Here is a 23,813-nt window from a genome sequence, read left to right on the forward strand (position 1 = left end):
TCCGGATGAACAAAGAGGAGGTGCATGTAATAACCATGATACACATGGAACCCATTCAAGTGGGTGAGCATACATTTATCGGAGTCGAGGTCAAATTGCCTAAAACAACGCTGTTGACGACTCCAACTCCCGTGGTTACATCATGTGTGGTGTGTCTAAGATGTACCGAATTTGGGATAGTGAAATTTTTCGCTTTTTAAGCCGTAAAGTCAAACGGGACAAGCTTTCATAGCAATTTTCATTTACTGATCTGTACTGATTCATTCTATTAAAATCTTATAAATGACTGAATTTTGTGACCGCTTTTCTGACTTTTGGAGGAGGGAGAAGCATGTGACTGTGCATCTCACTCCTGTGAGGTCTGCCTAAATGGTTGTTTGAGTTAATTCAAGGTATGGGGGGAGGTATAAATGATTCTCGAAGAATGATAGATTTATTGAACTTAAAGGTCGGCCTTAAAACGAAGATGAGGGCATATAAGGATTATATCATTGTAAAATGATTGGGATTAAAAAATTATATTCGAATAAGCGTGTTGTTATATGGTATATTACTCCTATTATTAAAAGTTTATTCTATAGGAAAGAGTGATGTATATGAAGGACAAGATGACAGTTTTAGTTTTTGGTGTGCAATAGGAATTTTATGTTCACAGTTGGGACAATAATGGCAGCTAACTATAAAAGCATTGATCTGGAAGTAAAGTTTTAGCAGATTTTTTTAGATGGGAATAACCCTATATAGGCTAAAACTCGTTACAGATAAATACTTTCATATGGTACCATCCCTACCTTTTTCGTGCATATGAGATTGTAATTGGAAATATGACAGTAGAGCAGGACATACGGCAATATGGGAGTGGTACAATTTAGATATGAAAACAGGTAAAGTTACATCTATGTTGGTAACTTCAACGAATTAAATAATATTGAAGGAAAAATACAAATTTACTGTACAATGAGTGAATTGATTCCTAATAACAATGGCAATAGCCCAAAAAAATGACTGTTTCATAAAAGGAAAGAGAGTGAAGTTTAATGATTGCTTATTTTATATTGGCGCATCAACAACCAACAATGTTTCAGCGTATGCTCTCAGCTATCTATGATTCTAATAATTTATACTTGATACATGTTGATTCGAAAAATAGTGATATGATTAGTCTGGTACATCAAATATCAAATAAGTTTAATAACCTCCGAGTTATGCCTTCTAGATATTTAACTTTCGCAGGGTGGTCTTTAGTCCAAATTGAATTAGAAGCAATTAAAGAATTATTAAACTGGAGCTCTGACTGGTCGCACTTTATTAATTTAAGTGGTCAAGACATGCCGTTAGTAACCCAAGAACAGATAAGTGATTTTCTAAAAGAAAACTCGAATAAAAATTTTATTAACTATCAAATTGCTTCTGAAGCAGATCGAAGAATACATTTCAATAGTTATTTTGTTGAAGATTTCGGACAACTTAAACGATTAGGAGAAAGGAATCCCTTTGAAGAATATTTTCAGGATAACATTAAAGCTTATAGAGGATCTCAATGGAAAATCATAACACGTAAACTCGCAGAATATTCAGTTACTTCTTCGTTTTCTTATGAATTACAGGACTATTTTAAATATGTATTAATTCCAGATGAAACATTTTTTCCAACCTTAATTTTAAATTCTCCTGAATCTACAGAAACGATTATTAACAATAATTTAAGATATATTACATACGTAAGAAAGGAGAATGGCTTTGCGGGTGCAAGTATTATAACAATGAGTGATTTGCTGCATATTTTTAATTCAGATTCTTTGTTTGCTAGGAAGTTTGATGATCAAATTGACTCAACAATAATTTCATTAATAGAAAGCACTCTAAAGAAATAGTTTTTTGTATACAAGACATTTTTAGTAATAGACACTGAGAAAAGTTTGTATAAAACTTTGCCATCCAGTTGCCATCTATATTGACGGTTGCTGGATTTTTTGTATCTAAATACGACGAATCGAAGCATTGCAACCTGTCGATTAACTTTAAGAAATATGACATGATTGTTTAAATCCCTCCAATACCAAAATAAATATTCAAATAAAGAAACGGATAGAGATTAGGAAGCGTTTCGAAGCTACTCGCATATGATGAAGCGCTCAAACAGCATGAAATATGAAGTCAGGGAGATGCCGAATTGCCTGATTTGCTGTAAGGCTGTTTTTCAACATAAAAAGAATTCCTTAATACACAAATTTACACGGGTGTCCACACCCACCTGCAAATGCCGCATAAAATATCCCGGATGAACAAAGAGGAGGTGCATGTAATAACCATGATACACATGGAACCCATTCAAGTGGGTGAGCATACATTTATCGGAGTCGAGGTCAAACTGCCTAAAACAACGCTGTTGACGATCTCCAACTCCCGTGGTTACATCATGTGTGGTGCGCTGGATGTCGGATTGCTCAATGAACGACTGGCGGATCGGAAAATTCTGGCCGCACGTGCTGTAGGGGTAAAAACACTAAAGGAACTGTTGGAAGCACCAATGGAGTCAGTGACGACGGAAGCTGAGCAACTTGGAATTAAGCCAGGGATGCCAGGCTATGAAGCATTATTGAAACTGGTGTAAGAAGACTAGTAATAGTTGTTGGATAAAAGCAAAAAAGAAAAAGTTAAAAAACCGGGCGCTACGGCTCCGGTTTTTTCTGTGAAATTTTTCATTCTATCGAGTGGAACTATTTGAATTATATACGAAGTGTATAACCTGCAAGAACAATTAATCGGCAAACAAAGCGGTAAGGTTCTCGCTAAAGGGGGCTTGGACAATTCCTTTTTCGGTAATGATGGCGGTAATGTACTCATGTGGTGTAACGTCGAAAGCCGGGTTGTAGACTTTGATACCTTGTGGGGCAGTTCTTTTGCCAAAGCTCTCGGTAACTTCCTCCGCAGAACGCTCCTCAATCGGAATATCTGCGCCTGTAGCGGTCTGTAAATCAATGGTAGATAGTGGCGAAGCAACGTAAAAAGGTATACCATGCGCCTTCGCCAACACTGCCAGGCTATAGGTGCCGATTTTGTTGGCCACATCCCCATTAGCGGCGACTCTGTCTGTACCGACAATGACAGCTTGCACCCATCCTTTAGACATCACCATGCCTGCCATATTGTCACAGAGCAGGGTGACATCTATGCCTGCCTGCTGAAGCTCAAAGGCGGTCAGACGCGCACCCTGCAATACGGGGCGGGTTTCGTCAGCAAATACTTTCAGGTGGATACCGTTCTCCTGAGCCAAATACATAGGCGCGAGCGCTGTTCCGTATTTCGCTGTTGCCAAGCCGCCTGCGTTGCAATGAGTGAGTACGCCCATCCCATTCTCGAACAGAGGTAAAGCATGGATGCCGATTAGGCGACAAACTTCTTCATCCTCTGCCTGAATGGCTATAGCTTCACGCTCCAGCCCTGCATTCCAGTCTTCGATCTGGCCCACCTCAGCCTCTGTGACGAGTTCGCCGGCTCGCTTCTTCATGCGGTCCAGAGCCCAGAACAGATTTACGGCGGTCGGCCGTGAGGTAGCCAAATGTCCGCACACTGCGTGTACATGCTCCAGCCACCCAGCAGCGTCATTGCCTCGATAGGAGGCAGCACCCAGTACAACACCATAGGCTGCGGCCATCCCGATGGCGGGGGCACCCCGTACCTTCATGGCATGGATGCCATCCCACACTTCTTCGGTGGTGAATAAATCCAGCATGACTATCTTTTCGGGCAGTAGACGCTGATCCAGCATGGACAAGTGGTTTCCCTTCCATACCAGTGAAGAGAGAGCCTGTTCAGATACAGTTGCTTCATGGGAGGATGCGGGGAGAGATTCTTTATTTTCACTCATATGCGTGATGCTCCTTTAGTCTGGGTCGCTGTTGCTGTCCGAACAATATCTTCTAGTTCCCGGATCGAATGAAGCTCGCGATTGCGGAGAACCAAGGCTTTTCCGATCGATAACGCGAGACGTTCCGCAGCTTCCTTGATATCAGGATCGGCAATGGTATCGATATCCGCCACATGCGACAGGCTGATGATCCGGCGGATCACTTTGCACCCTGCAAAGCCAATCGTATCTTGCAGTACTTTCTGGAGGTATAAGTCCTGATATCCGGGTGTACGTGCCAAATGATCGGTGACGTGCTCGTTCCACAGTGTACGAAATCTGCTCTCAAACTGCTCCCATACTTGAATGACGGTCTCCAGGAGCCAGTCACGTCGTTCCTTTAGCGCCGTCTCGCTAGAAGTCCATCCGGGCTGTGCTGCGTAGTTCAACAGCAGATTGGCGATGACCGCTCCGATATCAAACCCCATGGGGCCGTAATAGGCAAATTCAGGATCAATGACTTTAGTCGATTCAGCTGTTACAAAAATACTGCCTGTATGGAGGTCGCCGTGTAGCAGTGCTTCTGTTCGTGTCATAAACTTTTCTCGCAGCAAAGCTACTTCCAGATGAAGGATCTGATCTGTACGGAGTGCCTCTGCTTCGTCTTCAATGTACATACCATAGTTGTTATTATCTGAAAATCGGTAGGGTTCATCCAAAATCAGATCCTCAGTTATTTTGCAGAGTTCAGGGTTAATAAAGCGTTTAACCAGCTCTTTTTTAGCCTGCTGATTCATGCCCAAATCTGAGGTGAAAAAGAGCGTGCGTGCCAGAAATTCCCCAATATGATTAGTAAAAAGAGGGTATGTGTTGCCTTCAATTAGTCCCTTGCGCATGATTGTGTGTGAGCTAAGATCCTCCATCACGGTTAGCGCAAGCTCATCGTCATAGCCCAGTACCGCAGGAACCAATTCGGGGCAAAGCTGGTGTTCCTGCTGAAGTGCCTCACGTTCAATACGGGCACGATCCAGGGACAACGGCCAGGATTCACCTACAATTTTTACATAGGGAAGTGCCTGCTTGGCAATGATACTCTTGTTAGATTTGGAATCTGTAATATGAAAAACCAGATTTAAGTTGCCATCACCGATTTCTCGGCATTCCAGCTGGGCTTCCTGACTGAAAAATCCGGGGATGTTTTTCACGAATTCGATTGCTTCTTCGGTCGTTAAGGGATGATATTTGGACAATGAGGTCACCTCCGTAAATTGTGCACATGTAAATGGTGGAAAAATATCACAATATTAAACCAAGTATTTTGATAGGATAGAGAAAGTATAACGAAAATCACTGAATTTTTGTATATTTTTTTTATGATGGATTGGAAGAGAGAGAGAACTCTTCTTTTTGTTTCGTCTCTGTATAGAAAGGGTAAATATGAAACAGACGTCCGGCAGGTGATACTCAAATGCCCGCTGGCGTCTTACCGTCAGCAGTGACGGTGATGGATACGTAAACGCTTCTGAAAGTCAATTTGATGAAAAAGGAAGGGATTTATGATGGCTAAAACAACAAGTAACTCGAAAAATACGCAAACCAAATCGGTGGAGGAACTTTTAAACCGTCAAGTCGCTAACCTCAATGTGTTATATGTGAAAATTCATAACTATCACTGGTACGTGAAAGGCTCCAGTTTTTATACACTCCATGTTAAATTCGAAGAATTATACAATGAAGTGACATTGAAAATGGATGAGATTGCCGAGCGTTTGCTCGCCTTGAAAGGTTCTCCTTCTGCAACATTAAAGGAATACCTAGAGCTGTCCTCAATTGACGAGGCCACTGGCAATGAAGATGCTCCTAAGATGGTACAAACTTTGATCGAGGATTTTGCGACTATATGTGAGGAGTTTCAGGAAGGTATCGAACTGGCGGAAAGTAATTCCGACCAGCCTACTGCAGATTTGCTAATCGGTTATAAAGCGGATCTGGAGAAACATATGTGGATGCTGCGCTCTTATTTGGGCTAACTCCTCAAGCTTTCGTTCTAAAATAACCCTTTACATGTAAAACGCTACTGACGTCAAGCTGTCAGTAGCGTTTTTATGGCTAAAAAAGAGATTATGTATCCCATGGTTTTTGTACTAAACTATAACTACATAATCATTCGTAGGATGAATTTTGCTATTTGTGTGCTTGGTAGGATGAACATTTTATGAAGAAAGTTGGATAACGTGTGTCTGTTGGTTGCACCCTTAAAGATATTTATTATAAAATAACTTGAGAATCATTGAGAATCAGTTTAGAATGATTATAAATAAATTTTTAAATATTACTTGAAATCAGGGGGCTCCCCTGTTTAAATATACTTTCTGATTTCGACACCACACTACATTTTTTGGAGGGTATTGCGAATATGGCTACAAACTTTAAGATTGAAGGTCTCAAAGCGACCATTGAAGGTAAAGAAATTTTGAAGGGTATTAACCTCGAAATGAAGGGCGGAGAAATCCACGCTATCATGGGTCCTAACGGAACGGGTAAAAGTACACTCGCATCTGCTTTGATGGGTCATCCTAAATATGAAGTCACAGATGGCAAAGTAACTTTGGATGGAGAAGACGTGCTGGATATGGAAGTGGATGAGCGTGCACGTGCAGGATTGTTCCTGGCGATGCAGTATCCAAGTGAAATTGCAGGGGTAACAAACTCCGACTTTTTGCGTAGTGCAATTAACGCACGCCGTGAAGAAGGACAAGAGATTTCCCTGATTAAGTTTATCCGCCAAATGGAAAGCAAAATGAAAGAGCTTGAAATGAATCCTGAGTTTGCTCACCGTTACCTGAACGAAGGTTTTTCCGGTGGTGAGAAAAAGCGGAATGAGATTCTGCAAATGATGATGCTTGATCCGAAAATTGTCGTTCTGGACGAAATTGACTCCGGTCTGGATATCGATGCTTTGAGAATCGTAGCTAACGGTGTAAACGCTATGCGTTCTGAAGAACGTGGCTTCCTTGTGATTACTCACTACCAACGTCTGTTGAACTACATTAAACCAGATTATGTACACGTGATGATGCAAGGACGTATCGTTAAATCCGGTGGTCCTGAGCTTGCAGAGCGTCTGGAAGCGGACGGTTACGACTGGATCAAGGAAGAGCTGGGTATCGTTGATGAAACTGTAGGACAAGAGGCGTAAGCCGGAAGCGAGGAGGAAAACTGATGACAACACAAACAATCCTTCCGGTAGATTCCGAGCAACTGCGTGTTCTGTCCGAACGTAATGGCGAGCCAACTTGGCTAGCCGAAGACAGACAAAAAGCACTTGAGCTTGCAGGCCAACTGGAGCTTCCGGTATTTGAAAAAACAAAAATCGAGCGTTGGAATTTAAACGATTACGGTCAACATAAACTGAGCGAGGTCATTGCATCTGTAGGTCAGGTTCCTGCAGCCATTGCTGATCTGGTCAAAGAACAACAGGAGGGCGGTCTGATCATCCAGCGCAACTCCGGTGCGGTATACGTGAAGCTGAGCGAGGAACTGGCGGCGCAAGGCGTCATTTTCACGGATTTGCAAACGGCGGTTAAAGAGCATGCTGATTTGGTCAAAGCTCACCTGAACACTGTTATTAAGGCTGAAGAAAATTCATTATCTGCACTACATGCAGCACTCTGGAACGGTGGAGTATTTGCTTATGTGCCTAAAAATGTAGAGCTGAACGTACCGCTTCAAGCTGTGTTCCTCACGGATGATGCGACTGCAACGTTTGCGCCGCATGTGCTGCTCATAGCTGAAAACCATAGTTCCGTGACGTACGTAGACAATTATGTATCTGCGGATTTGGCGGCACCTGTTCTTCATAACGGTGCGGTAGAAGTGGTTGCGAATGCAGGCGCTAAAGTACGTTATGCCACAGTGCATCAGTTTGGAGAGCAAGTAACGGATATTTCCATTCGTCGTGCCACGCTCGGAAATGACGCTGCTATCGAATGGATTGTAGGCGAAATGAACAACGGCAATACAGCGAGCAATACCATGTCCGTGCTCAAAGGCAATGGCTCTAACTCGGATGCCAAGGTTATTGCTGTAGGTTCTGGTTCGCAAAAGTTGAACTATACGACACAAGCACAGCATTTTGGTAAAAATTCAGCTAGTCAGATGATTACGCGCGCCGTTATGCGTGAAGAAGCATCTTCTATCATTAACGGAATTACGAAAATAGAAAAAGGTGCTACCAAAGCAGACGGTCAGCAAACAGAACGTGTTCTGATGCTCAGCCCGCAAGCACGTGGTGACGCTAACCCGATCCTGCTGATTGATGAAGACGATGTAACAGCAGGACACGCAGCCTCGGTTGGTCAGGTTAACCGTGAGCAAGTGTATTACTTGATGTCCCGCGGAATTAGCCGTGCAGAAGCTGAACGATTGATTATTTACGGCTTCCTGGCACCTGTCGTATCTGAAATTCCGCTTGAAGGACTTCAACATCAGCTGCAAAGCCTTGTTGAAAGGAAGTTAGGCCAATGAACACTGCATTGATCCGTGAACAATTCCCGATTTTACATCAGGAGATTAACGGTCATCCGCTGGTTTATTTGGATAATGCGGCCACTTCGCAAAAGCCGCTAGCGGTCATCGAGGCGATCAAGCACTACTATGAATTTGATAATTCGAATGTACACCGTGGTGTGCATACCTTGGGTAGCCGTGCTACGGATGCTTATGAAGGTGCGAGGGAGAAGGTAGCCCGTTTTCTGAATGCCAAACGCAGTCAGGAAATCATTTTTACACGCGGAACAACAACCGCGCTGAATCTGGTGGCTTCTTCGTACGGTAGAGCTAACTGTAAGGAGGGTGATGAAATTGTCATCACTCAGATGGAACATCATAGCAACCTGATTCCGTGGCAACAGGTTGCCAAAGCCACTGGTGCAACTTTGAAATATATTCCGCTTCAAGAGGACGGTAGCGTTGATCTTGCGGACGTGGAGAAAACCGTCACCGAAAACACAAAAATTGTAGCAATTGCGCATGTCTCCAATGTACTTGGCGTTGTGAATCCGGTCAAAGAAATTGCTGCTATTGCACATCGCAAAGGTGCAGTCATCGTTGTCGACGGTGCACAAAGCACGCCACATATGAAAGTAGACGTGCAAGACATTGATGCTGATTTTTATGCTTTCTCTGGTCACAAAATGTGTGCTCCTACAGGAATTGGTGCACTCTACGGCAAGAAGGCGTTGCTGGAAAACATGGAGCCCATTGAGTTTGGCGGTGAAATGATCGACGATGTGGGATTGTATGAATCCACATGGAAGGAGCTACCTTGGAAATTCGAAGGTGGCACCCCGATTATCGCTGGGGCTGTTGGCTTGGGAGCTGCCATTGATTTTCTGGAAAGCATTGGACTGGACGCCATTGCACAGCATGAGAGCCGTCTATCGAATTATGCACTTAAACGTCTCCGTGAAGTGGAGGGCTTGACGATTTACGGGCCTGCTGAACGTCATGTCGGGCTTGTAACATTCAACTTGGATGATGTGCATCCGCATGATGTAGCTACTGTACTGGATAGCAAAGGGGTGGCCATACGTGCGGGCCATCATTGCTGCCAGCCATTGATGCGCTGGTTGAAAGCCAGTGCAACTGCACGTGCCAGCTTTTACCTCTATAACACGGAAGACGATATCGACGCTCTGGTCAGCGCCTTAATCCAAACGAAGGAGTATTTTGGCGATGCAACTTGATGACTTGTACCGACGCGTGATTATGGATCATTATAAAAATCCGCGCAATCGCGGACGTTTTGAGGACGATGCTGTTACGGTGGATTTGAATAATCCTACGTGTGGTGACCGGATATCCCTTCAACTCAAAACGAAAGACGGCGTAGTCGAGGATGCCCGTTTTACAGGTGAAGGCTGCTCGATTAGTATGTCCTCGGCTTCGATGATGACAGAAGCGGTCAAAGGAAAAACGATTGATCAGGCCTTGGATATGGCGAGTCGCTTCTCCTCTCTGATGAAGGGCGAAGCGGTCGAATTTGATGATTATGAAGAATTGGAAGCTTTGTCAGGGGTCAATAAGTTCCCGGCTCGCATTAAATGTGCGACATTGGCTTGGAACGCGCTGCGCAAAGGGATTGACGAAGATAAATAATTTAAATAGAACAGAGGAGGTTTGAGAAACATGGCCAAGAAAGCACCGGAAATGGAAGAGTATAAGTATGGCTTTCGTGACGAGCACAAGTCCATTTTCCAAACAGGTAAGGGTCTCACTCCGGAAATTGTAAAGGAAATCTCCAAAATTAAGGGTGAACCGGATTGGATGTTGGAGTTCCGTCTGAAAGCATTGAAGCAATTTGAAAAAATGCCAATGCCAAAATGGGGCGGAGACATGGATGAACTGGATTTCGATGATATCCAGTACTATGTAAGACCTTCCGAGAAGCAAGGGAAAACGTGGGAAGAGGTTCCTACAGAAATTAAGGAAACCTTTGATAAACTAGGGATTCCTGAAGCGGAACAAAAGTTTTTGGCTGGTGTATCCGCACAGTATGAATCCGAGGTTGTCTACCACAGCATGCAAAAGGACCTGGAAGAGCAGGGTGTCATTTTCATGGATACCGATACAGCGTTGCGTGAGCATCCTGAGATTCTGAAAGAGTATTTTGCCACAGTCGTACCTCCTGCGGACAATAAGTTTGCGGCCCTGAACAGTGCGGTATGGTCAGGCGGTAGCTTTATCTACGTGCCTAAAGGTGTGAAATGTGAAGTTCCATTGCAGGCTTACTTCCGTATCAACTCGGAAAACATGGGTCAATTTGAGCGTACGCTCATTATTGCTGACGAAGACAGCTTTGTGCATTATGTAGAAGGCTGTACAGCTCCAATTTACAGCACGAACTCGCTGCATAGTGCTGTGGTTGAAATTATTTGTAAGAAAAACGCACGCGTTCGTTACACAACGATTCAGAACTGGGCACCAAACATTTACAACCTGGTAACTAAACGTGCGGTTGCTGAAGAAAATGCAACGATGGAATGGGTTGATGGCAACATCGGTTCCAAGCTGACAATGAAGTATCCTGCCGTTGTATTGAAAGGTCGTGGAGCGAAAGGGATGGTCTTGTCCATCGCTGTTGCAGGCAAAGGCCAGCATCAGGATGCAGGTGCGAAAATGATCCACTTGGCACCAGATACTACATCCACCATTGTATCCAAATCGATCAGTAAGCACGGTGGTAAAGTAACGTATCGCGGATTAGCTTCCTTTGGTCGTCAGGCTCAAGGTGCAAAATCGAATATTAAGTGTGATACGTTGATTTTGGATAATCAGTCAACTTCAGATACTATTCCTTATAATGAGATCATGAATGACGATATTACACTTGAGCACGAAGCAACGGTGTCCAAAGTATCGGAAGATCAACTCTTCTATCTGATGAGCCGTGGTCTGACCGAAGCTGAGGCAACACAAATGATCGTTATGGGCTTCATTGAGCCGTTCACCAAAGAACTACCGATGGAATATGCGGTAGAAATGAACCGCTTGATCAAGTTCGAAATGGAAGGTAGTATCGGTTAAAACGCGGTAACCCTTGGTGAGACAAGGTACTTGAGGTAATTAAAGCTGTTTAATCCGAGTCGTGCCGATTTTGTGCCGACTCGAATTTCCTTTTAAATGTAGAAGGCGAACTTTTTAAGTTCGTCTTCTTCTTTTTTTCTAATGCCATGTGAAACCAAAAATTTATTGTTAGGACTGCAGATAATCGCCTAGCACGTAACTATGTTTGCTTAATAGGATACTGTAAAAACTGCAAAACATAAGGAGGCAGGCAACGGATGCAGAAGAATAAACCTGTAGTCAAGAAGAAAACAATCTCAGCTAAACAGACACAGAGGCATGTACATGAATTTGAAGGTAGTACCAAACTGGCTGAAGCAGGCGCAGACCGACATAACCACCGCTTTGCAGGTGTTACTGGGCAAGCGATTCGAGTTGGAAGAAGTCATGTCCACGAAATTGATCTTACGAAAACTGATTTTGTGAACCATTTTCATAATCTGAGAAGGATTAGAACAGGACCAGCTATTCCAGTCGGAAATGGAAAACACGTACATTTCGTTACGGGCCAGACTACATTAAATGATGGTCATGTACACCAGTTTAATTTCGCAACATTGATTGAGGAACCTCTTGTTTAATGAACGATGGTTTGACTGAAGCAGAGGCCGATTGTGTACCGACTCGGATCTCCTGCTAGTATAGAAGGCGAACTTTTTAAGTTCGTCTTTCTTCTATTTTTTTTGGTTACGTGTAAATACGTGTTTACGTTTGAAGTGGGTTTACAGATCCTTAATAGGTCGACAAAAAGCCAAAGCCGCCCCAAAAGTTGGGACAGCTCGCTTCTACATATTTATTTATCTGAAGTTTTATGGTCTAAGTCATGATGCAACTCGGTTGCTGGTATTTTGGCATTATAGATCTGTCCTTTGGCAATGGGGTTAGAGATGTATACATAGCTTCCGGTTCCATCCGGCGCACTTCCTGTTGCCCACAGACCTTCACTAGATTCTTCGCCTTCTGACAAGTTCCAAAACTCATATGCTTCAGGCTGAGATTCTTGCTCTGCTTCAGGAGGGAAGGAAGCCGGTACCACAACACCATTTTTTTCTTCTAATTCTTGAATTGCCGCCATCCATTGATATTGATGATAGCGGTCGCGTGCTAGCATTTTCCGTAATGTAGCCCTAACGCTTTCGTCTTGCGTCATATGATATAGTCTTGCTACCTGCAATCGACCTTGGCTCTCTGCATGCAGGTTGGACCGCATATCTGCCAAAAGATTGCCACTAGCCACAATGTAAGAACCATTCCATGGAACTCCATTGGAATTAGTAGGCAATCCACCAAGACCGCTGACCAGCAGGTGCTGCGGGTTAATTCCTCCCATAATGGCAGCTGTAACAGGGTCTTTGGCAGCTTGCTCCTGATCTTCTGGTTTAGCCCCATCAAGTAATTGACTAATTAAAGCACACAGCATCTCCACATGTCCTATTTCTTCTGTTCCAATATCCATTAACATATCTTTATATTTTTCATCACCGCGACAGTTAAACCCTTGAAACAAATATTGCATCATCACGGTCATTTCTCCAAATTGGCCTCCCAAAACTTCTTGTACCTGTCGGGCAAATAGAGGGTCAGGTCGTTCTACTTTCACTTCGAACTGCAACTCTTTTTGATGTCTAAACATAATTAGTCCTCCTATAGGTTAAAAGCAGTTTAGTGAATCCATGCTATATTAACCCATTCAATGCGCAACAAAACGAGGATCTGCCTAACCATAAAATCCCCTAATACTGCTAGAATGATAGAATCCTTCATGAAAATAACTTTTCTGGTTCTTTGACTTGTATAAAAATGATAAAGAAGGGTAGCATATGTTTCACTTCAAAATAAAACTCTAAGGGGGTTTTGGTATTGTATTTTTATAGAGAAGATTTAATTAACTTAATAGTACCTGATAAACCCGACCCAACTGCTGCAAAAGTGATTCAGGAGGTATTGGGTGGTCGATTTGGAGAAATGCGTACCATGATGCAGTTTTTCTTTCAAAGTAATAATTTTCGTGGTAACGCTGTACAGTATAGAGATTTGATACGAGGAGTTTTTCTAGAGGAGCTTAGTCATGTTGAACTGGTCCAACATACTATAAATCAGCTTCTGACTGGCTCAGGTGAAGACCAAGCCGGCGATGCTGGAGTTGATCATGCTCCTTTGGATGAAACGATAAAACATGCCAATCCTCATCATTTTATTATGGGAGCTCAAAGTTCCTTACCCGTTGATGCAAGTGGTAATCCTTGGTTAGGTAGTTATGTCTATTCCCACGGTAATCTGATTAGTGATTTGCTTGATAATCTCGTACTCGAATCTACAGGGGTTCTGCAAAAATCTCGAATTTACGAAATGAGCTCGAACAAAACATTCCGGGAAACATTGGCTTTTTTGATTGTACGGGATAATGCTCATCAAAATGCATTTGCCAAAGCATTAGAGACACTTGGAGTGGATTGGGGAAAATTGTTCCCGGTTCCAAACTACGATATTAACAAGTATCCAGAATGTCGGAAGTATGTTGAAATGGGCTTTCACAATGCACAGTTTAATTTTCGATTGGATTCTACCCGTATTGGAGAAATATTCAATGGGCAAACTCCAAGCAGAAACGGTGGGGATTTGAATGTCATTGACCCTCCAGAAGGCTTTCCTCTTCCGTATATGCCTGAATTGCCTAATGAACATAGCCCAGGTCTACAAGATCTTAACTCCTAGGATTAAATATAAAAATACAGATAGTAATTAGGCTTATATCCGTAACACAAAAAGAGGCTGTCCTTTGTAGGAAAAACCTACGGATTAAGGACAGTCTCTTTTCATTCGTGTAACCTGTGCTTCGAACAATCATTCCATACAAACAAAGTAACGCCGGGTGGCAGTGGCAGATCAGGATTCCAGATAAATCTCATCAATGGATACATGGCGTTCCCTGGATAAATCTATATATACATCGTCGTTAATTCTTACTAACGGTCTGAAGTAATCCACAGGATTGTTCAGAATAATGGTTCCTGTCTGGCCTGTAGTCAATAGAACTTGCTTATTAATAAAATTCGGTAGCATATGTCTGATAAACACTTGGGTAGTTTCTGGATTTAGATGTCCAAAACTCATACTGTGCAGCTCGCGTAATACAGTCAGCAACTCCTGCTTCGTCTGATACACACGATTGGAAATCATCGCGCTGTATACGTCGGCAACAGCTGTTATGCTGGCAAAAGGATGAATTTCTTCCTTGAACAGTCCATGGGGGTACCCACTTCCGTCTTCGCGCTCGTGATGCTGCAAGGCGACGATTGCTGAAATCTCATCGCTGGTTGAATTGCGAATAATATCATAGCCATACAGAGAATGTTTCTTCATCTCATGAAATTCTTCAGGTGTCAGTTTACCCGGTTTGTTCAAAATCTCATCCGGTATCATGGACTTGCCTATATCATGTAAATATCCAGCTTTACCAGCGGCATATGCCTCTTCCTCTGTATATCCTAGCCAAGTGGCAATGTAATATGACAGTATACCTACTTGGAGAGAATGATTATAAGTATAGTGATCTCCCCGTTCCATAATTAACAGCAGAGATACGACATCTTTTTGACGAGCCAGTTCTGAAACGAGAGGACCGAACAGCTCATCAACTCGATATTCATCAAATTTTCCAGTTGAGGAAGCTTCGAGGAACATGCTTTCAAAGCCGCTGATCGTCTGCTCTATGAGGGGAACGGCGCGTTTGAGGGACTCGGGGGAAGCTGGAACATCGGGGGCAAAGCCAGCCGGAATGCTCGCAGAACCAGCATCAATGTCAATATAATCGACACCGTGCATAATGAGCTTGGAAATATCGTCATGCTGAAGCTCGGTGCCCTGTATCATGACAGGCACACCATGCCCATTGTATGTATCGGATTTGAGGCGATCGCCCGGCTTGGCATCGGTAACGTGAACTCTCATGCGCTAACCTCCTTATTGTCGTAAATTTGTCGAAAATACGAAACAAACTTAATATATCAAGAATTATATGGGATGACAACGACTAATTTACTATTATTCCAAGCTGTAAAATAGGTCCCAAGGACCCGTCTCCTTTAAGTTACAAATAGAAGGCAATGTCAATGATTTTCACTATCTATGTCCACCTCATATGTACCATATTGCTAAATAACATGGTATGCTTAAACATTAGAAGCTCCAAAGTCGATATATAAAATATAGAGGAGGGCGGTTATGGAGATGACGACTCGGCAAACGTTGACCATTTTGCATACCAATGATATCCATAGTCATTTTGGCAGTATGCCTTCGATAGCCGCGATGATCAATGAACGAAGAGCTGCATCAGGGGATGCGCTTCTTGTGCTGGACATAGGAGACCACATGGATCGGATGGCCCCCGAAACGGAAGGAACGCTCGGTGGGGCAAATGTGGATGTGATTAATCTGACAGGATACGATGCAATTACGATCGGTAATAATGAGGGACTGACTTTTACCTCGGATATGATTGAACAGGCATATGCAGGCATTCATTGTCCAGTTGTATGTGGAAATCTGACAGAGCGTGCTACGGGGAGGAGTCCTTCGTGGATGAAGGACTCCGTTATTTTGAACAAAGCAGGAATCAAGATCGGTTTACTAGGTGTGACGGCTCCTTTTACAGAGTTTTATCAATTGTTGGGCTGGGATGTGCTTGATCCGTTTGAGGTGCTGGGGAAGCAGATTGCGGCACTCAGAAAGCAGGTGGATGTGGTGGTCGTGATGTCTCATCTGGGTTTACCCTCTGATGAGAAATTAGCGTCCCAGTTTCCTGAGATTGACGTTATCCTTGGTGGTCACACCCACCATGTGCTGGAGGAACCGCTTCAGATTGGGAACACCGTTCTATGTGGGGCCGGGAAGTTCGGAACGTTGCTCGGTGAAGTGACACTAACCCGTAACCATAGTCTTGAACCGTTTCGAGTTACCTCAGGCGGCGTAGTTCCGGTGGATCAAGCGCTGCTGGACGAAAAAGTGGCATCGGCCATTGTGTTGCATCGCAGACAAGCAGAACGCGCCATGGAGAGCACGGTGGCAGTAACGGATCGGGAATTGGAGATCGCCTATAATGAGGAGTCCCCTTTCGGGAATTTGCTGGCACAATCGGTATCCCATTTTACAGGCACCGAAATTGCCCTCGTCAATGCAGGTCAACTGCTTGGTCCGTTGCCTCAAGGAGATATTAGCAAAGGAATACTACATTCCTTATGCCCATCGCCGATTAATCCCTGTGTTATGAAATTGCGGGGAAGAGACATTCGGTTGGCACTGGAGCAGTCGCTGCTGCCTGAATTTACAGACAAGCCCATGACCGGCTTTGGCTTTAGAGGCAAAGTACTTGGCACCATGTGTGTGGAAGGGTTGACCATTCAGTATGATCCGGACCGTGCTCCTTATGAAAAAGTGACGGACATTCGTGTAGCGGGTCAAACCTTGGAAGAAGATGAGGAATACACAGTGGGCACGTTGGATATGTTCACTTTCAAAGCAGGCTATAAGGTGCTTGCGAACGGAACAGATCTCCAATTTATGCTTCCAGAATTTTTACGGGATTTGATTGAAATGGAGTTGAAGCGTCCGGGCGCGATGGAAGAATGTTTTGCAGCTAGGTGGCTTCAGGTATCAAAACAATCGGGAGAGGATTAAGCTGCGACTGGTACCTGTTACATTATTGAGAGCCGGCATGAAGCTGGGCAAAAAAATATACAATGAAAATGGAATGGTGCTGCTCTCGGAAGGTGTTGAGCTTACTTCGCGATTGATTGAACGTCTAGGCCAAGTCGGAATTGGATATGTATACATTGAGGATGCAGTGACAGAAGATATCGTCATACCCGAGATGATCCATGAACAGACAAGGGCGGCGGCGCTACAGGAAATCAAAAAGCAGTTTCAGGGTTTGTCATCCTACTCCGTAGATCATAAGCACAAATATTTTGGCAAGTCTTTTTATAAGGTAATGGAATCCATTCTGGACGATATTGGAGGCCGCCAGGATGCCATCATAATGTTGATGGATATCGGGGCTGCGGATCAGGATTTGTATCATCATTCTTTGAATGTATGCTTGTATTCACTAGTCCTGGGGATATCCAATGGCTACGATAATAACCAGCTCATGGAGCTAGGGATAGGTTCATTACTGCACGATATCGGTAAAATGAAGATTTCACCTCAAGTGCTCTATAAGCCGGGTAAATTGACGGACGAGGAATATGAGCACATGAAAACACATACAGTGATCGGCTATAAGCTACTTAAAGACGAACCTGGGATTCCCTTGTTGTCAGCTCATTGTGCATTACAGCATCATGAGCGTATTGACGGCAGTGGATACCCACATGGTTGGAAAAAGGACCAAATCCACGAATATGCGAAATGGATCGGTCTGGCGGACTCGTATGACGCGATGACGGCAAGTCGAATATACAAGCAGGCTTTGCTGCCTTATGAAGCGATGGAGGTGCTATACGCCGGGGCAGGAACGCTGTATGAGCAGCGGATGCTGGAAGCCTTTCGTGACTGTGTAGCTATTTATCCTCTGGGGCTCTCTGTGGTGCTCAACACAGGGGAAGAGGGAGTCGTAGTGCGTATACACCCCAAAATCCCGCAAAGGCCTGTCATTCGTATTGTAAGAGACCAGGATGGACAGGAACTGAAGGCGCCTTATGATGTGGATTTGTCCGTATCCCTTTCGGTTATGATTACAAACACATTGGGTGCAGCTACCGGTCCTTTCGGAGGAGTTCACGTAGATTAGCAGAGGATGTGGAAGAAAGCATGCAGACACTTTACACATCATGATATGATAATTATACGTCTTTTGAGGTTAATAACAGAAATAAGGTGAAAACATAATGACAGTTCTACAAGATAACACGCTACCCCAAATATCGCCAACGTATGATCCGTGGGACCCGATTGTATCACTGCGTACGCATGGTCGTCATTTGCTTACAAGTGTGGAAATGACCGTAACACATTTATGTAATATGCGCTGTGAGCATTGTGCCGTCGGTGACATGCTGGTTATGAAGGAGGCCCCTTTTCTTCCTTTAGATCTGATGCTGAAGCGCCTGGATGAAGTTGAGCATCTGGAGACAATAAGTATTACAGGCGGAGAACCTGCTTTGCTTGATAAAACAGTGGACGATGTGATCGTTCCGCTGTTGAAGTATGCTAAAGAGCGCGGTATTCGTTCGCAAATCAACTCCAACCTGACATTGGATATCCGAAGATATGAGAAGATGCTTCCGTATCTGGATGTCATGCATATATCGTTTAATTATTTAAATGCTGACGATTTCTATGAAGTGGGATTTGCAAATACCGGACGTCCGACTCCACGAGCGGGTGCTGTGCGCCTGTATGAAAAAATGATAGAGAATGCACGCAAATTGAGCGAAATGGGAATGTTCATTTCAGCTGAATCCATGATTAATTATCGGACACACACGAAGCTAGGAGGCATTCATCAGTTGATCAACGAAATGGGATGCCGCCGGCATGAGGTTCACCCGATGTACGCGTCGAATTTTGCTTCTGCCTTGCCTGTACTGTCCCTTGACGATATGCGAAATTCGATTGATAAACTGCTGGATGTACGAAATCAGGACATGTGGATGTTATTTGGTACACTACCGTTCTTTGCTTGTTCAGAGCGGGAGGAAGACCGTAAATTGCTTCGCCGTTTGCGACAAGAACCGAATATTACGGTGCGTAATGATCCAGACGGAAGAAACCGTGTAAATGTGAATATGTTCACGGGTAGCGTATATGTGACGGATTTTGCAGACATTCCAGCTTTCGGAAACATTCAGGAAAACAGTCTAGATAATATTTTCGGTGAATGGCTGAATGAGCATCCGCTGAATCAGACCGTGAACTGTCATTGTGATGCGGCTGCGTGTTGCGGACCGAATCTACTCGTAGCAGATATGTATTACAAGGGTGTAGACTTTAAATCAAGAAAAGCTTTGCAATTATAAGCATTTTTACATGATTCCAATTACAGTTTCCGATCATAAATACTGAATTGAATAACTTACAAGTCGAATGGTGCAAAATGCTAATTAAAGAAATGGGGAGTTCGTATTGGATGGTCATACCGAGTTTCATTGGGGATTGCTAGGGGTGAATCTCTTCTTGGTACTGCTGCTTGTCTTTCTAAACGGTGTTTTTGTGGCCGCAGAGTTTTCGCTGGTCAAAATGCGCCAATCCCGATTGACGCAGCTCCAAAGTGAGGGTCATCGCCTGGCAGGCTATGCGCTGAAGGTGAACCAAAAGTTGGATGCTTATCTGTCTGCCACCCAATTGGGCATTACGCTGGCTTCATTGGGGCTAGGCTGGATTGGTGAGCCAGCAATATCCGGCTACCTGATAGAGCCACTCATGCACAAACTCGGTGTAACTGACGGTACACTGATTACAACGGTATCCGTTGTCGTCGGATTTTGCGTCATTACTTTTTTGCATATTGTATTGGGCGAACTGGCTCCCAAGTCTTTGGCGATTCAAAAGACTGAAGGTGTGGCGTTGTTTTTATCGGCGCCCTTGCTGCTTTTTTATAAGGTTTTTCTACCTGTAATCTGGGTGTTAAATGCTGCCGCAAACATGTTGTTACGGGCATTCGGCATTCAGCCGGCGAGTGAAGCCGAAGCGGCACATTCTGAGGAAGAGATCCGCATATTGATGAATCAGAGCGCCAAGAGCGGTGTAATCGATAAGGATGAAATCAAGCTGATGGATAATATCTTTGATTTTTCCGACTTGCTTGCTCGTGAAATCATGTTGCCGCGTACTGATATGGATTGCTTGTACACGAATTTGTCGTTTAAGGAAAATTTGAAGATTATCAGTGAGACCAAGCATTCCCGTTACCCGGTAGCGGTCGAGGATAAAGATCAGATTATCGGTTTTGTCCATATTACAGATCTTCTGTTAGCCGAGCAGGGTGAGCAACTGGATCTGACCTCGGTGGTGCGTCCTATTCTGAATGTGCCTGAGTCCATGGAAGTAAGTCATGTGCTACGCCTTATGCAGAAAAAGCATTCCCAAATGACTCTCGTGGTGGATGAATACGGTGGAACCGCCGGTCTGCTGACAGCGGAGGAAATTCTGGAGGAAATCGTCGGGGATCTCTATGATGAGTTTGAGGATGAACGTCCAAGCGTGGAAATGAAGGAAGACTTTATCTCTGTGGACGGTCGTATGCTCATTGAGGATGTGAATGATTTAACTGGAGTGAACATTGAAGACGACGAAGTGGATTCCATCGGAGGCTGGCTGTTCAAGGAATTGGAAGGCAGTCCGGTGAAAGGGAAGAAAATAGAGTTTTATAATCTGACCTTTGAAGTGGAGGAAGCAACAAGGCTTCGCATTATGAGAGTGAAAATTCACCGTAAAACTGAGCCTGTCATTGAAGATGAGCTTTCTAACGATGAGGAATCCTAATCCACAGAGATAGCCATGATTAGTTCAGATATGTAGTTATATAGAGTGCTGAAAGAAAGAGCCTTTAAATCCACGTTACCGTGGTTTTAAAGGCTCTTTTTGAGTTAGTTACTACCACAATTCAATCGAAATATAGATAGCGGGGAGGATGCCATAATCAGTTTGAGCAGCAGTTCTATAGTTTATTTCTTTGAACAAAAATTTGTATCCGTTATTTTTTTGTTCGAGACTTGGGCGATGCGGCATATGTTGAATAGTAAAGCAGATGGATCAATTAAAGGAGGTCCCGGCCCGTGAAATTTCCACAGCAAGGTCAGTATGCCCCGTTTGTCGGCCCGTTCGATCCGTGTCCGCCCGTTCTGTGCAAGACTTATGTGCTCCCGCCAAACTTGTTTATACAATTTCAGCCCCCTGGTCTGCCACAATTCAGTCCAGAGGAAGCACTGACGAAAGGAACGCTATGGCCATTGCTTTACAGTCCTTATGAGCCTAGGAGAAACCAGGGGGGAGGCGAATAAAATGGAGAATCCAAATCAGGGTCAGTCCCCAAATCAATTCCAACAGCCAAATCAGCCTGAGGGTGGACATCAACAGCCGAATCAGTCTCAAAGCCCTTATTCAAATTCATATCAATACCAGAACCAATATCAATATCAGAACGAGTATCAAAATCAAGCCCAGGACTATAGTCAACCCAGAGAACCGATCCAAGGTTATACGCCCCAAGCCTATGCGCCTCAAACCAAGCCGGGTGATGCCCAGTTTTATGCGCTATTGGAGAAGCTCCAAGCGGTGGATTTTGTGCTGGTGGAACTGAATTTGTATCTGGATACACACCCGGATGATTTGCAGGCCATCGAACAGTTCAACAAGCTGACACAGGAAAGAACGGCGATTGCTAACGAGTATCAACTCCTATATGGACCCTTACAGAATTTTGGTCGTGCCTATTCCAAGTATCCTTGGGAGTGGAGCCAATCACCTTGGCCGTGGCAGGTATAGGTAGGGAATCGACAACCTTTTGTATAAAGGAGGAACATAAATGTGGGTATATGAGAAAAAACTGCAATATCCCGTACGTGTCAGCAAATGTGATCCTCATATGGCTAAACTGCTGATGGAGCAGTATGGCGGAGCGGATGGCGAGCTGGCAGCGGCATTGCGCTATCTGAATCAGCGGTATACGATTCCCGATAAAGTGATCGGTGTACTCAATGACATCGGCACGGAGGAATTTGCGCACCTCGAGATGATTGCGACTATGATTTACAAGCTAACCAAGGATGCGAGTGTGGAGCAAATGGAGGCAGCCGGTCTAGGCGAATATTATGCGGCACACGACCATGCGTTATTTTACCAAAACGCTTCCGGAGTGCCTTTTACAGCGGCCTATATCCAAGCTAAAGGTGACCCGATTGCTGATCTGTATGAGGATATTGCGGCAGAGGAAAAGGCGCGAGCTACATATCAGTGGCTGATTGATTTGACAGACGATGTGGATTTGCAGGATAGTTTGAAGTTTCTGCGTGAACGTGAGGTGATTCATTCGTTGCGTTTCCGTGAGTCAGTAGAAATTTTGAAGGGAGAAAGAGATCGGAAAAAGGTGTTCTGAGGAGTCTTGTATGACGAATAGGAAAGGCCATCTGCAAGCATCACGTGCAGGTGGCCTTTCCTATCTATAAAACTAGTAACTTGTAAACAAAGCAGATTGTAGCTAATAAAGTCGATTTTCTACAAAAGAAATCGACTTTTTCAATGGCGCTCAACAGAATATTATTTTTGGTCTAGCTGTGCAAAATACTGCTCGTTATATAAAACACTTGGATGAGTAGGATGGTGCAACTGGGCTATGCGATGATGCGATTTTGCTTTTTCGATGTCACCGATTCGGTCATAACAGAGACATAATTGCAAGTGTGGAAACCAGGTATAGTACGACGAATTGGTTAAGGCCATCACATTTTGCGGGGGCTCAATCAGCGTCGCCTGACGAAACCAATAAATGGCTTGAGCATACTGCTCATCTTCAATGAACAAATTGCCGAAAGCACAGCAGAATTGGGTGCGTGGTACATCGAGGGTAAGTGTGCGGAGCAGTGCCATCCGCTGCTCCTGTTTTTGTGCTTGACGACCGTAGCAATCCGCAAGCTTAAAGCAAGCAGCAATCCGATCTTCTATCCATCCTTGATTTAGCCCTAGATAATGTTCGTACTGCTGAATGGCTTCTAGTGTGCGTCCGTTATCATATAATTCATTGGCGAAGTAGTAGTGATCTCGTTCAGAAAATACGGTGCCCTGCTCCCGATGCTTGAGATATATGTGCAAATTACGAGCAGTATAAGCGCGTGTTTTGTTATGAGTCACCGCCATATTACTATGAAAGATGCTGCCTGTTACATTCAGGAACTCGTGAACAAATCCGGTCCATCTGAATCTGCGATCACGCCGTACAATTCGGTTTCTTTTGAGCTTATACAACGGCTGTCCTTGTTCATCTACGGATAGCACATAATCCATTGTAATGCTGTCATAAGAGAGGGTGGCTTGTTTTTTCCAGTTGAGAAAGGATAGTCGATCTTTTTCTTCCAGTATGTCATCGGCATCCAGCCAAAATTGATATTCTTGCGTGGCCTGATCAAACGCATAATTACGGGCAGCGGAGAAATCATCGCACCACTCAAAGTTGTATATCCGAGCGTTGAATGATGCAGCGACCTCTTGGGTTCTATCGGTAGATCCAGTATCAACGATAATGATTTCATCCACCAGGTCATGGACTGATTTCAGACAGGTATGAAGGGCTTCTTCTTCGTTTTTGACAATCATACATAAGCTGACAGTCACCATGCTC

The 23,813-nt window shown here is 44.0% G+C and carries 22 protein-coding genes and 1 pseudogene; 18 read left to right on the forward strand and 5 right to left on the reverse strand.

Annotated elements, in window-relative coordinates; translation table 11 throughout:
- Positions 1–35: 35 nt before the first annotated feature.
- From HFE01_RS27185 to HFE01_RS03445, 3 genes and pseudogenes are all read left to right on the forward strand, one after another.
- Positions 36–151: pseudogene (locus tag HFE01_RS27185) on the forward strand (YunC family protein); the annotation flags it as partial.
- 886 nt (positions 152–1,037) lie between these two features.
- Positions 1,038–1,874 carry a beta-1,6-N-acetylglucosaminyltransferase gene (locus HFE01_RS03440; RefSeq protein WP_107734382.1) on the forward strand — a complete coding sequence of 279 codons (837 nt, stop codon included), beginning with the start codon at positions 1,038–1,040 and terminating at the stop codon, positions 1,872–1,874.
- Positions 1,875–2,311: 437 nt separating this feature from the next.
- Complete coding sequence (locus HFE01_RS03445) at positions 2,312–2,614, forward strand: YunC family protein (RefSeq protein ID WP_017425931.1); 303 nt, start codon at positions 2,312–2,314, stop codon at positions 2,612–2,614.
- 147 nt (positions 2,615–2,761) lie between these two features.
- Here HFE01_RS03445 and mtnA read toward each other — a convergent pair whose 3' ends face one another.
- Together mtnA and mtnK are read right to left on the reverse strand one after the other, a co-directional pair.
- Complete coding sequence (mtnA, locus tag HFE01_RS03450; RefSeq protein ID WP_016819585.1) at positions 2,762–3,871, reverse strand: S-methyl-5-thioribose-1-phosphate isomerase; 1,110 nt, start codon at positions 3,869–3,871, stop codon at positions 2,762–2,764.
- The gene (gene mtnK / locus HFE01_RS03455; RefSeq protein ID WP_167438186.1) at positions 3,868–5,100 is read right to left on the reverse strand and encodes an S-methyl-5-thioribose kinase; all 1,233 of its coding nucleotides are present in this window, start codon (positions 5,098–5,100) and stop codon (positions 3,868–3,870) included. The genes mtnA and mtnK overlap by 4 nt, the downstream gene beginning before the upstream one ends.
- Positions 5,101–5,409: 309 nt before the next feature.
- Between mtnK and HFE01_RS03460 the strand changes: the two genes are divergently transcribed.
- From HFE01_RS03460 to HFE01_RS03490, 7 genes are all read left to right on the forward strand, one after another.
- On the forward strand, positions 5,410–5,880 hold the full coding sequence (locus HFE01_RS03460) for a Dps family protein (protein WP_014599598.1): 471 nt from the start codon (positions 5,410–5,412) through the stop codon (positions 5,878–5,880).
- Positions 5,881–6,266: 386 nt separating this feature from the next.
- Positions 6,267–7,049 carry a Fe-S cluster assembly ATPase SufC gene (gene sufC, locus HFE01_RS03465; protein ID WP_167438185.1) on the forward strand — a complete coding sequence of 261 codons (783 nt, stop codon included), beginning with the start codon at positions 6,267–6,269 and terminating at the stop codon, positions 7,047–7,049.
- A gap of 23 nt (positions 7,050–7,072) precedes the next feature.
- Positions 7,073–8,377 carry a Fe-S cluster assembly protein SufD gene (sufD, locus tag HFE01_RS03470; protein ID WP_064963853.1) on the forward strand — a complete coding sequence of 435 codons (1,305 nt, stop codon included), beginning with the start codon at positions 7,073–7,075 and terminating at the stop codon, positions 8,375–8,377.
- A complete protein-coding gene (locus HFE01_RS03475; protein ID WP_167438184.1) occupies positions 8,374–9,597 on the forward strand; it encodes a cysteine desulfurase in 1,224 nt (407 codons plus the stop codon). Before sufD ends, HFE01_RS03475 begins: the two co-directional genes overlap by 4 nt.
- Positions 9,587–10,009 carry a Fe-S cluster assembly sulfur transfer protein SufU gene (gene sufU, locus HFE01_RS03480; protein ID WP_013309555.1) on the forward strand — a complete coding sequence of 141 codons (423 nt, stop codon included), beginning with the start codon at positions 9,587–9,589 and terminating at the stop codon, positions 10,007–10,009. Before HFE01_RS03475 ends, sufU begins: the two co-directional genes overlap by 11 nt.
- 30 nt (positions 10,010–10,039) lie before the next feature.
- Positions 10,040–11,437 (forward strand): Fe-S cluster assembly protein SufB, encoded by a 1,398-nt coding sequence (gene sufB, locus HFE01_RS03485; RefSeq protein WP_016819590.1) that lies wholly within the window; start codon positions 10,040–10,042, stop codon positions 11,435–11,437.
- Between the two features lie 257 nt (positions 11,438–11,694).
- On the forward strand, positions 11,695–12,057 hold the full coding sequence (locus tag HFE01_RS03490) for a YmaF family protein (protein ID WP_016819591.1): 363 nt from the start codon (positions 11,695–11,697) through the stop codon (positions 12,055–12,057).
- Between the two features lie 212 nt (positions 12,058–12,269).
- Here HFE01_RS03490 and HFE01_RS03495 read toward each other — a convergent pair whose 3' ends face one another.
- Positions 12,270–13,109 (reverse strand): manganese catalase, encoded by an 840-nt coding sequence (locus tag HFE01_RS03495; RefSeq protein WP_016819592.1) that lies wholly within the window; start codon positions 13,107–13,109, stop codon positions 12,270–12,272.
- A 227-nt stretch (positions 13,110–13,336) separates the two neighbouring features.
- Here HFE01_RS03495 and HFE01_RS03500 point away from each other — a divergent pair, with 227 nt between their 5' ends.
- Complete coding sequence (locus HFE01_RS03500) at positions 13,337–14,191, forward strand: manganese catalase family protein (protein ID WP_107734379.1); 855 nt, start codon at positions 13,337–13,339, stop codon at positions 14,189–14,191.
- Between the two features lie 171 nt (positions 14,192–14,362).
- Here the strand turns inward: HFE01_RS03500 and HFE01_RS03505 are convergent, their stop codons facing one another.
- Positions 14,363–15,427: an HD-GYP domain-containing protein gene (locus tag HFE01_RS03505; protein ID WP_107734378.1), complete on the reverse strand. Its 1,065-nt coding sequence runs from the start codon at positions 15,425–15,427 to the stop codon at positions 14,363–14,365.
- A gap of 273 nt (positions 15,428–15,700) precedes the next feature.
- Between HFE01_RS03505 and HFE01_RS03510 the strand changes: the two genes are divergently transcribed.
- From HFE01_RS03510 to HFE01_RS03540, 7 genes are all read left to right on the forward strand, one after another.
- On the forward strand, positions 15,701–17,155 hold the full coding sequence (locus HFE01_RS03510; protein ID WP_107734377.1) for a bifunctional metallophosphatase/5'-nucleotidase: 1,455 nt from the start codon (positions 15,701–15,703) through the stop codon (positions 17,153–17,155).
- Positions 17,109–18,269 (forward strand): HD-GYP domain-containing protein, encoded by a 1,161-nt coding sequence (locus HFE01_RS03515; RefSeq protein WP_019686832.1) that lies wholly within the window; start codon positions 17,109–17,111, stop codon positions 18,267–18,269. The genes HFE01_RS03510 and HFE01_RS03515 overlap by 47 nt, the downstream gene beginning before the upstream one ends.
- 97 nt (positions 18,270–18,366) lie before the next feature.
- Complete coding sequence (gene yfkAB / locus HFE01_RS03520) at positions 18,367–19,497, forward strand: radical SAM/CxCxxxxC motif protein YfkAB (RefSeq protein ID WP_107734376.1); 1,131 nt, start codon at positions 18,367–18,369, stop codon at positions 19,495–19,497.
- A 106-nt stretch (positions 19,498–19,603) separates the two neighbouring features.
- Positions 19,604–20,962: a hemolysin family protein gene (locus tag HFE01_RS03525; protein ID WP_107734375.1), complete on the forward strand. Its 1,359-nt coding sequence runs from the start codon at positions 19,604–19,606 to the stop codon at positions 20,960–20,962.
- 293 nt (positions 20,963–21,255) lie between these two features.
- Positions 21,256–21,480, forward strand: a complete 225-nt coding sequence (locus HFE01_RS03530; RefSeq protein ID WP_016819599.1) for a spore coat associated protein CotJA — start codon at positions 21,256–21,258, stop codon at positions 21,478–21,480.
- Between the two features lies 1 nt (position 21,481).
- The gene (locus HFE01_RS27535) at positions 21,482–21,964 is read left to right on the forward strand and encodes a spore coat protein CotJB (RefSeq protein WP_107734374.1); all 483 of its coding nucleotides are present in this window, start codon (positions 21,482–21,484) and stop codon (positions 21,962–21,964) included.
- Positions 21,965–22,004: 40 nt separating this feature from the next.
- On the forward strand, positions 22,005–22,574 hold the full coding sequence (locus HFE01_RS03540; protein WP_016819601.1) for a manganese catalase family protein: 570 nt from the start codon (positions 22,005–22,007) through the stop codon (positions 22,572–22,574).
- 161 nt (positions 22,575–22,735) lie between these two features.
- Here HFE01_RS03540 and HFE01_RS03545 read toward each other — a convergent pair whose 3' ends face one another.
- Positions 22,736–23,809 (reverse strand): glycosyltransferase family 2 protein, encoded by a 1,074-nt coding sequence (locus tag HFE01_RS03545; protein WP_107734373.1) that lies wholly within the window; start codon positions 23,807–23,809, stop codon positions 22,736–22,738.
- Between the last annotated feature and the right edge of the window lie 4 nt (positions 23,810–23,813).

Source organism: Paenibacillus sp. EKM10P (assembly GCF_011800655.1).
In the GTDB taxonomy this organism is placed as follows: Bacteria; Bacillota; Bacilli; order Paenibacillales; family Paenibacillaceae; genus Paenibacillus; species Paenibacillus polymyxa.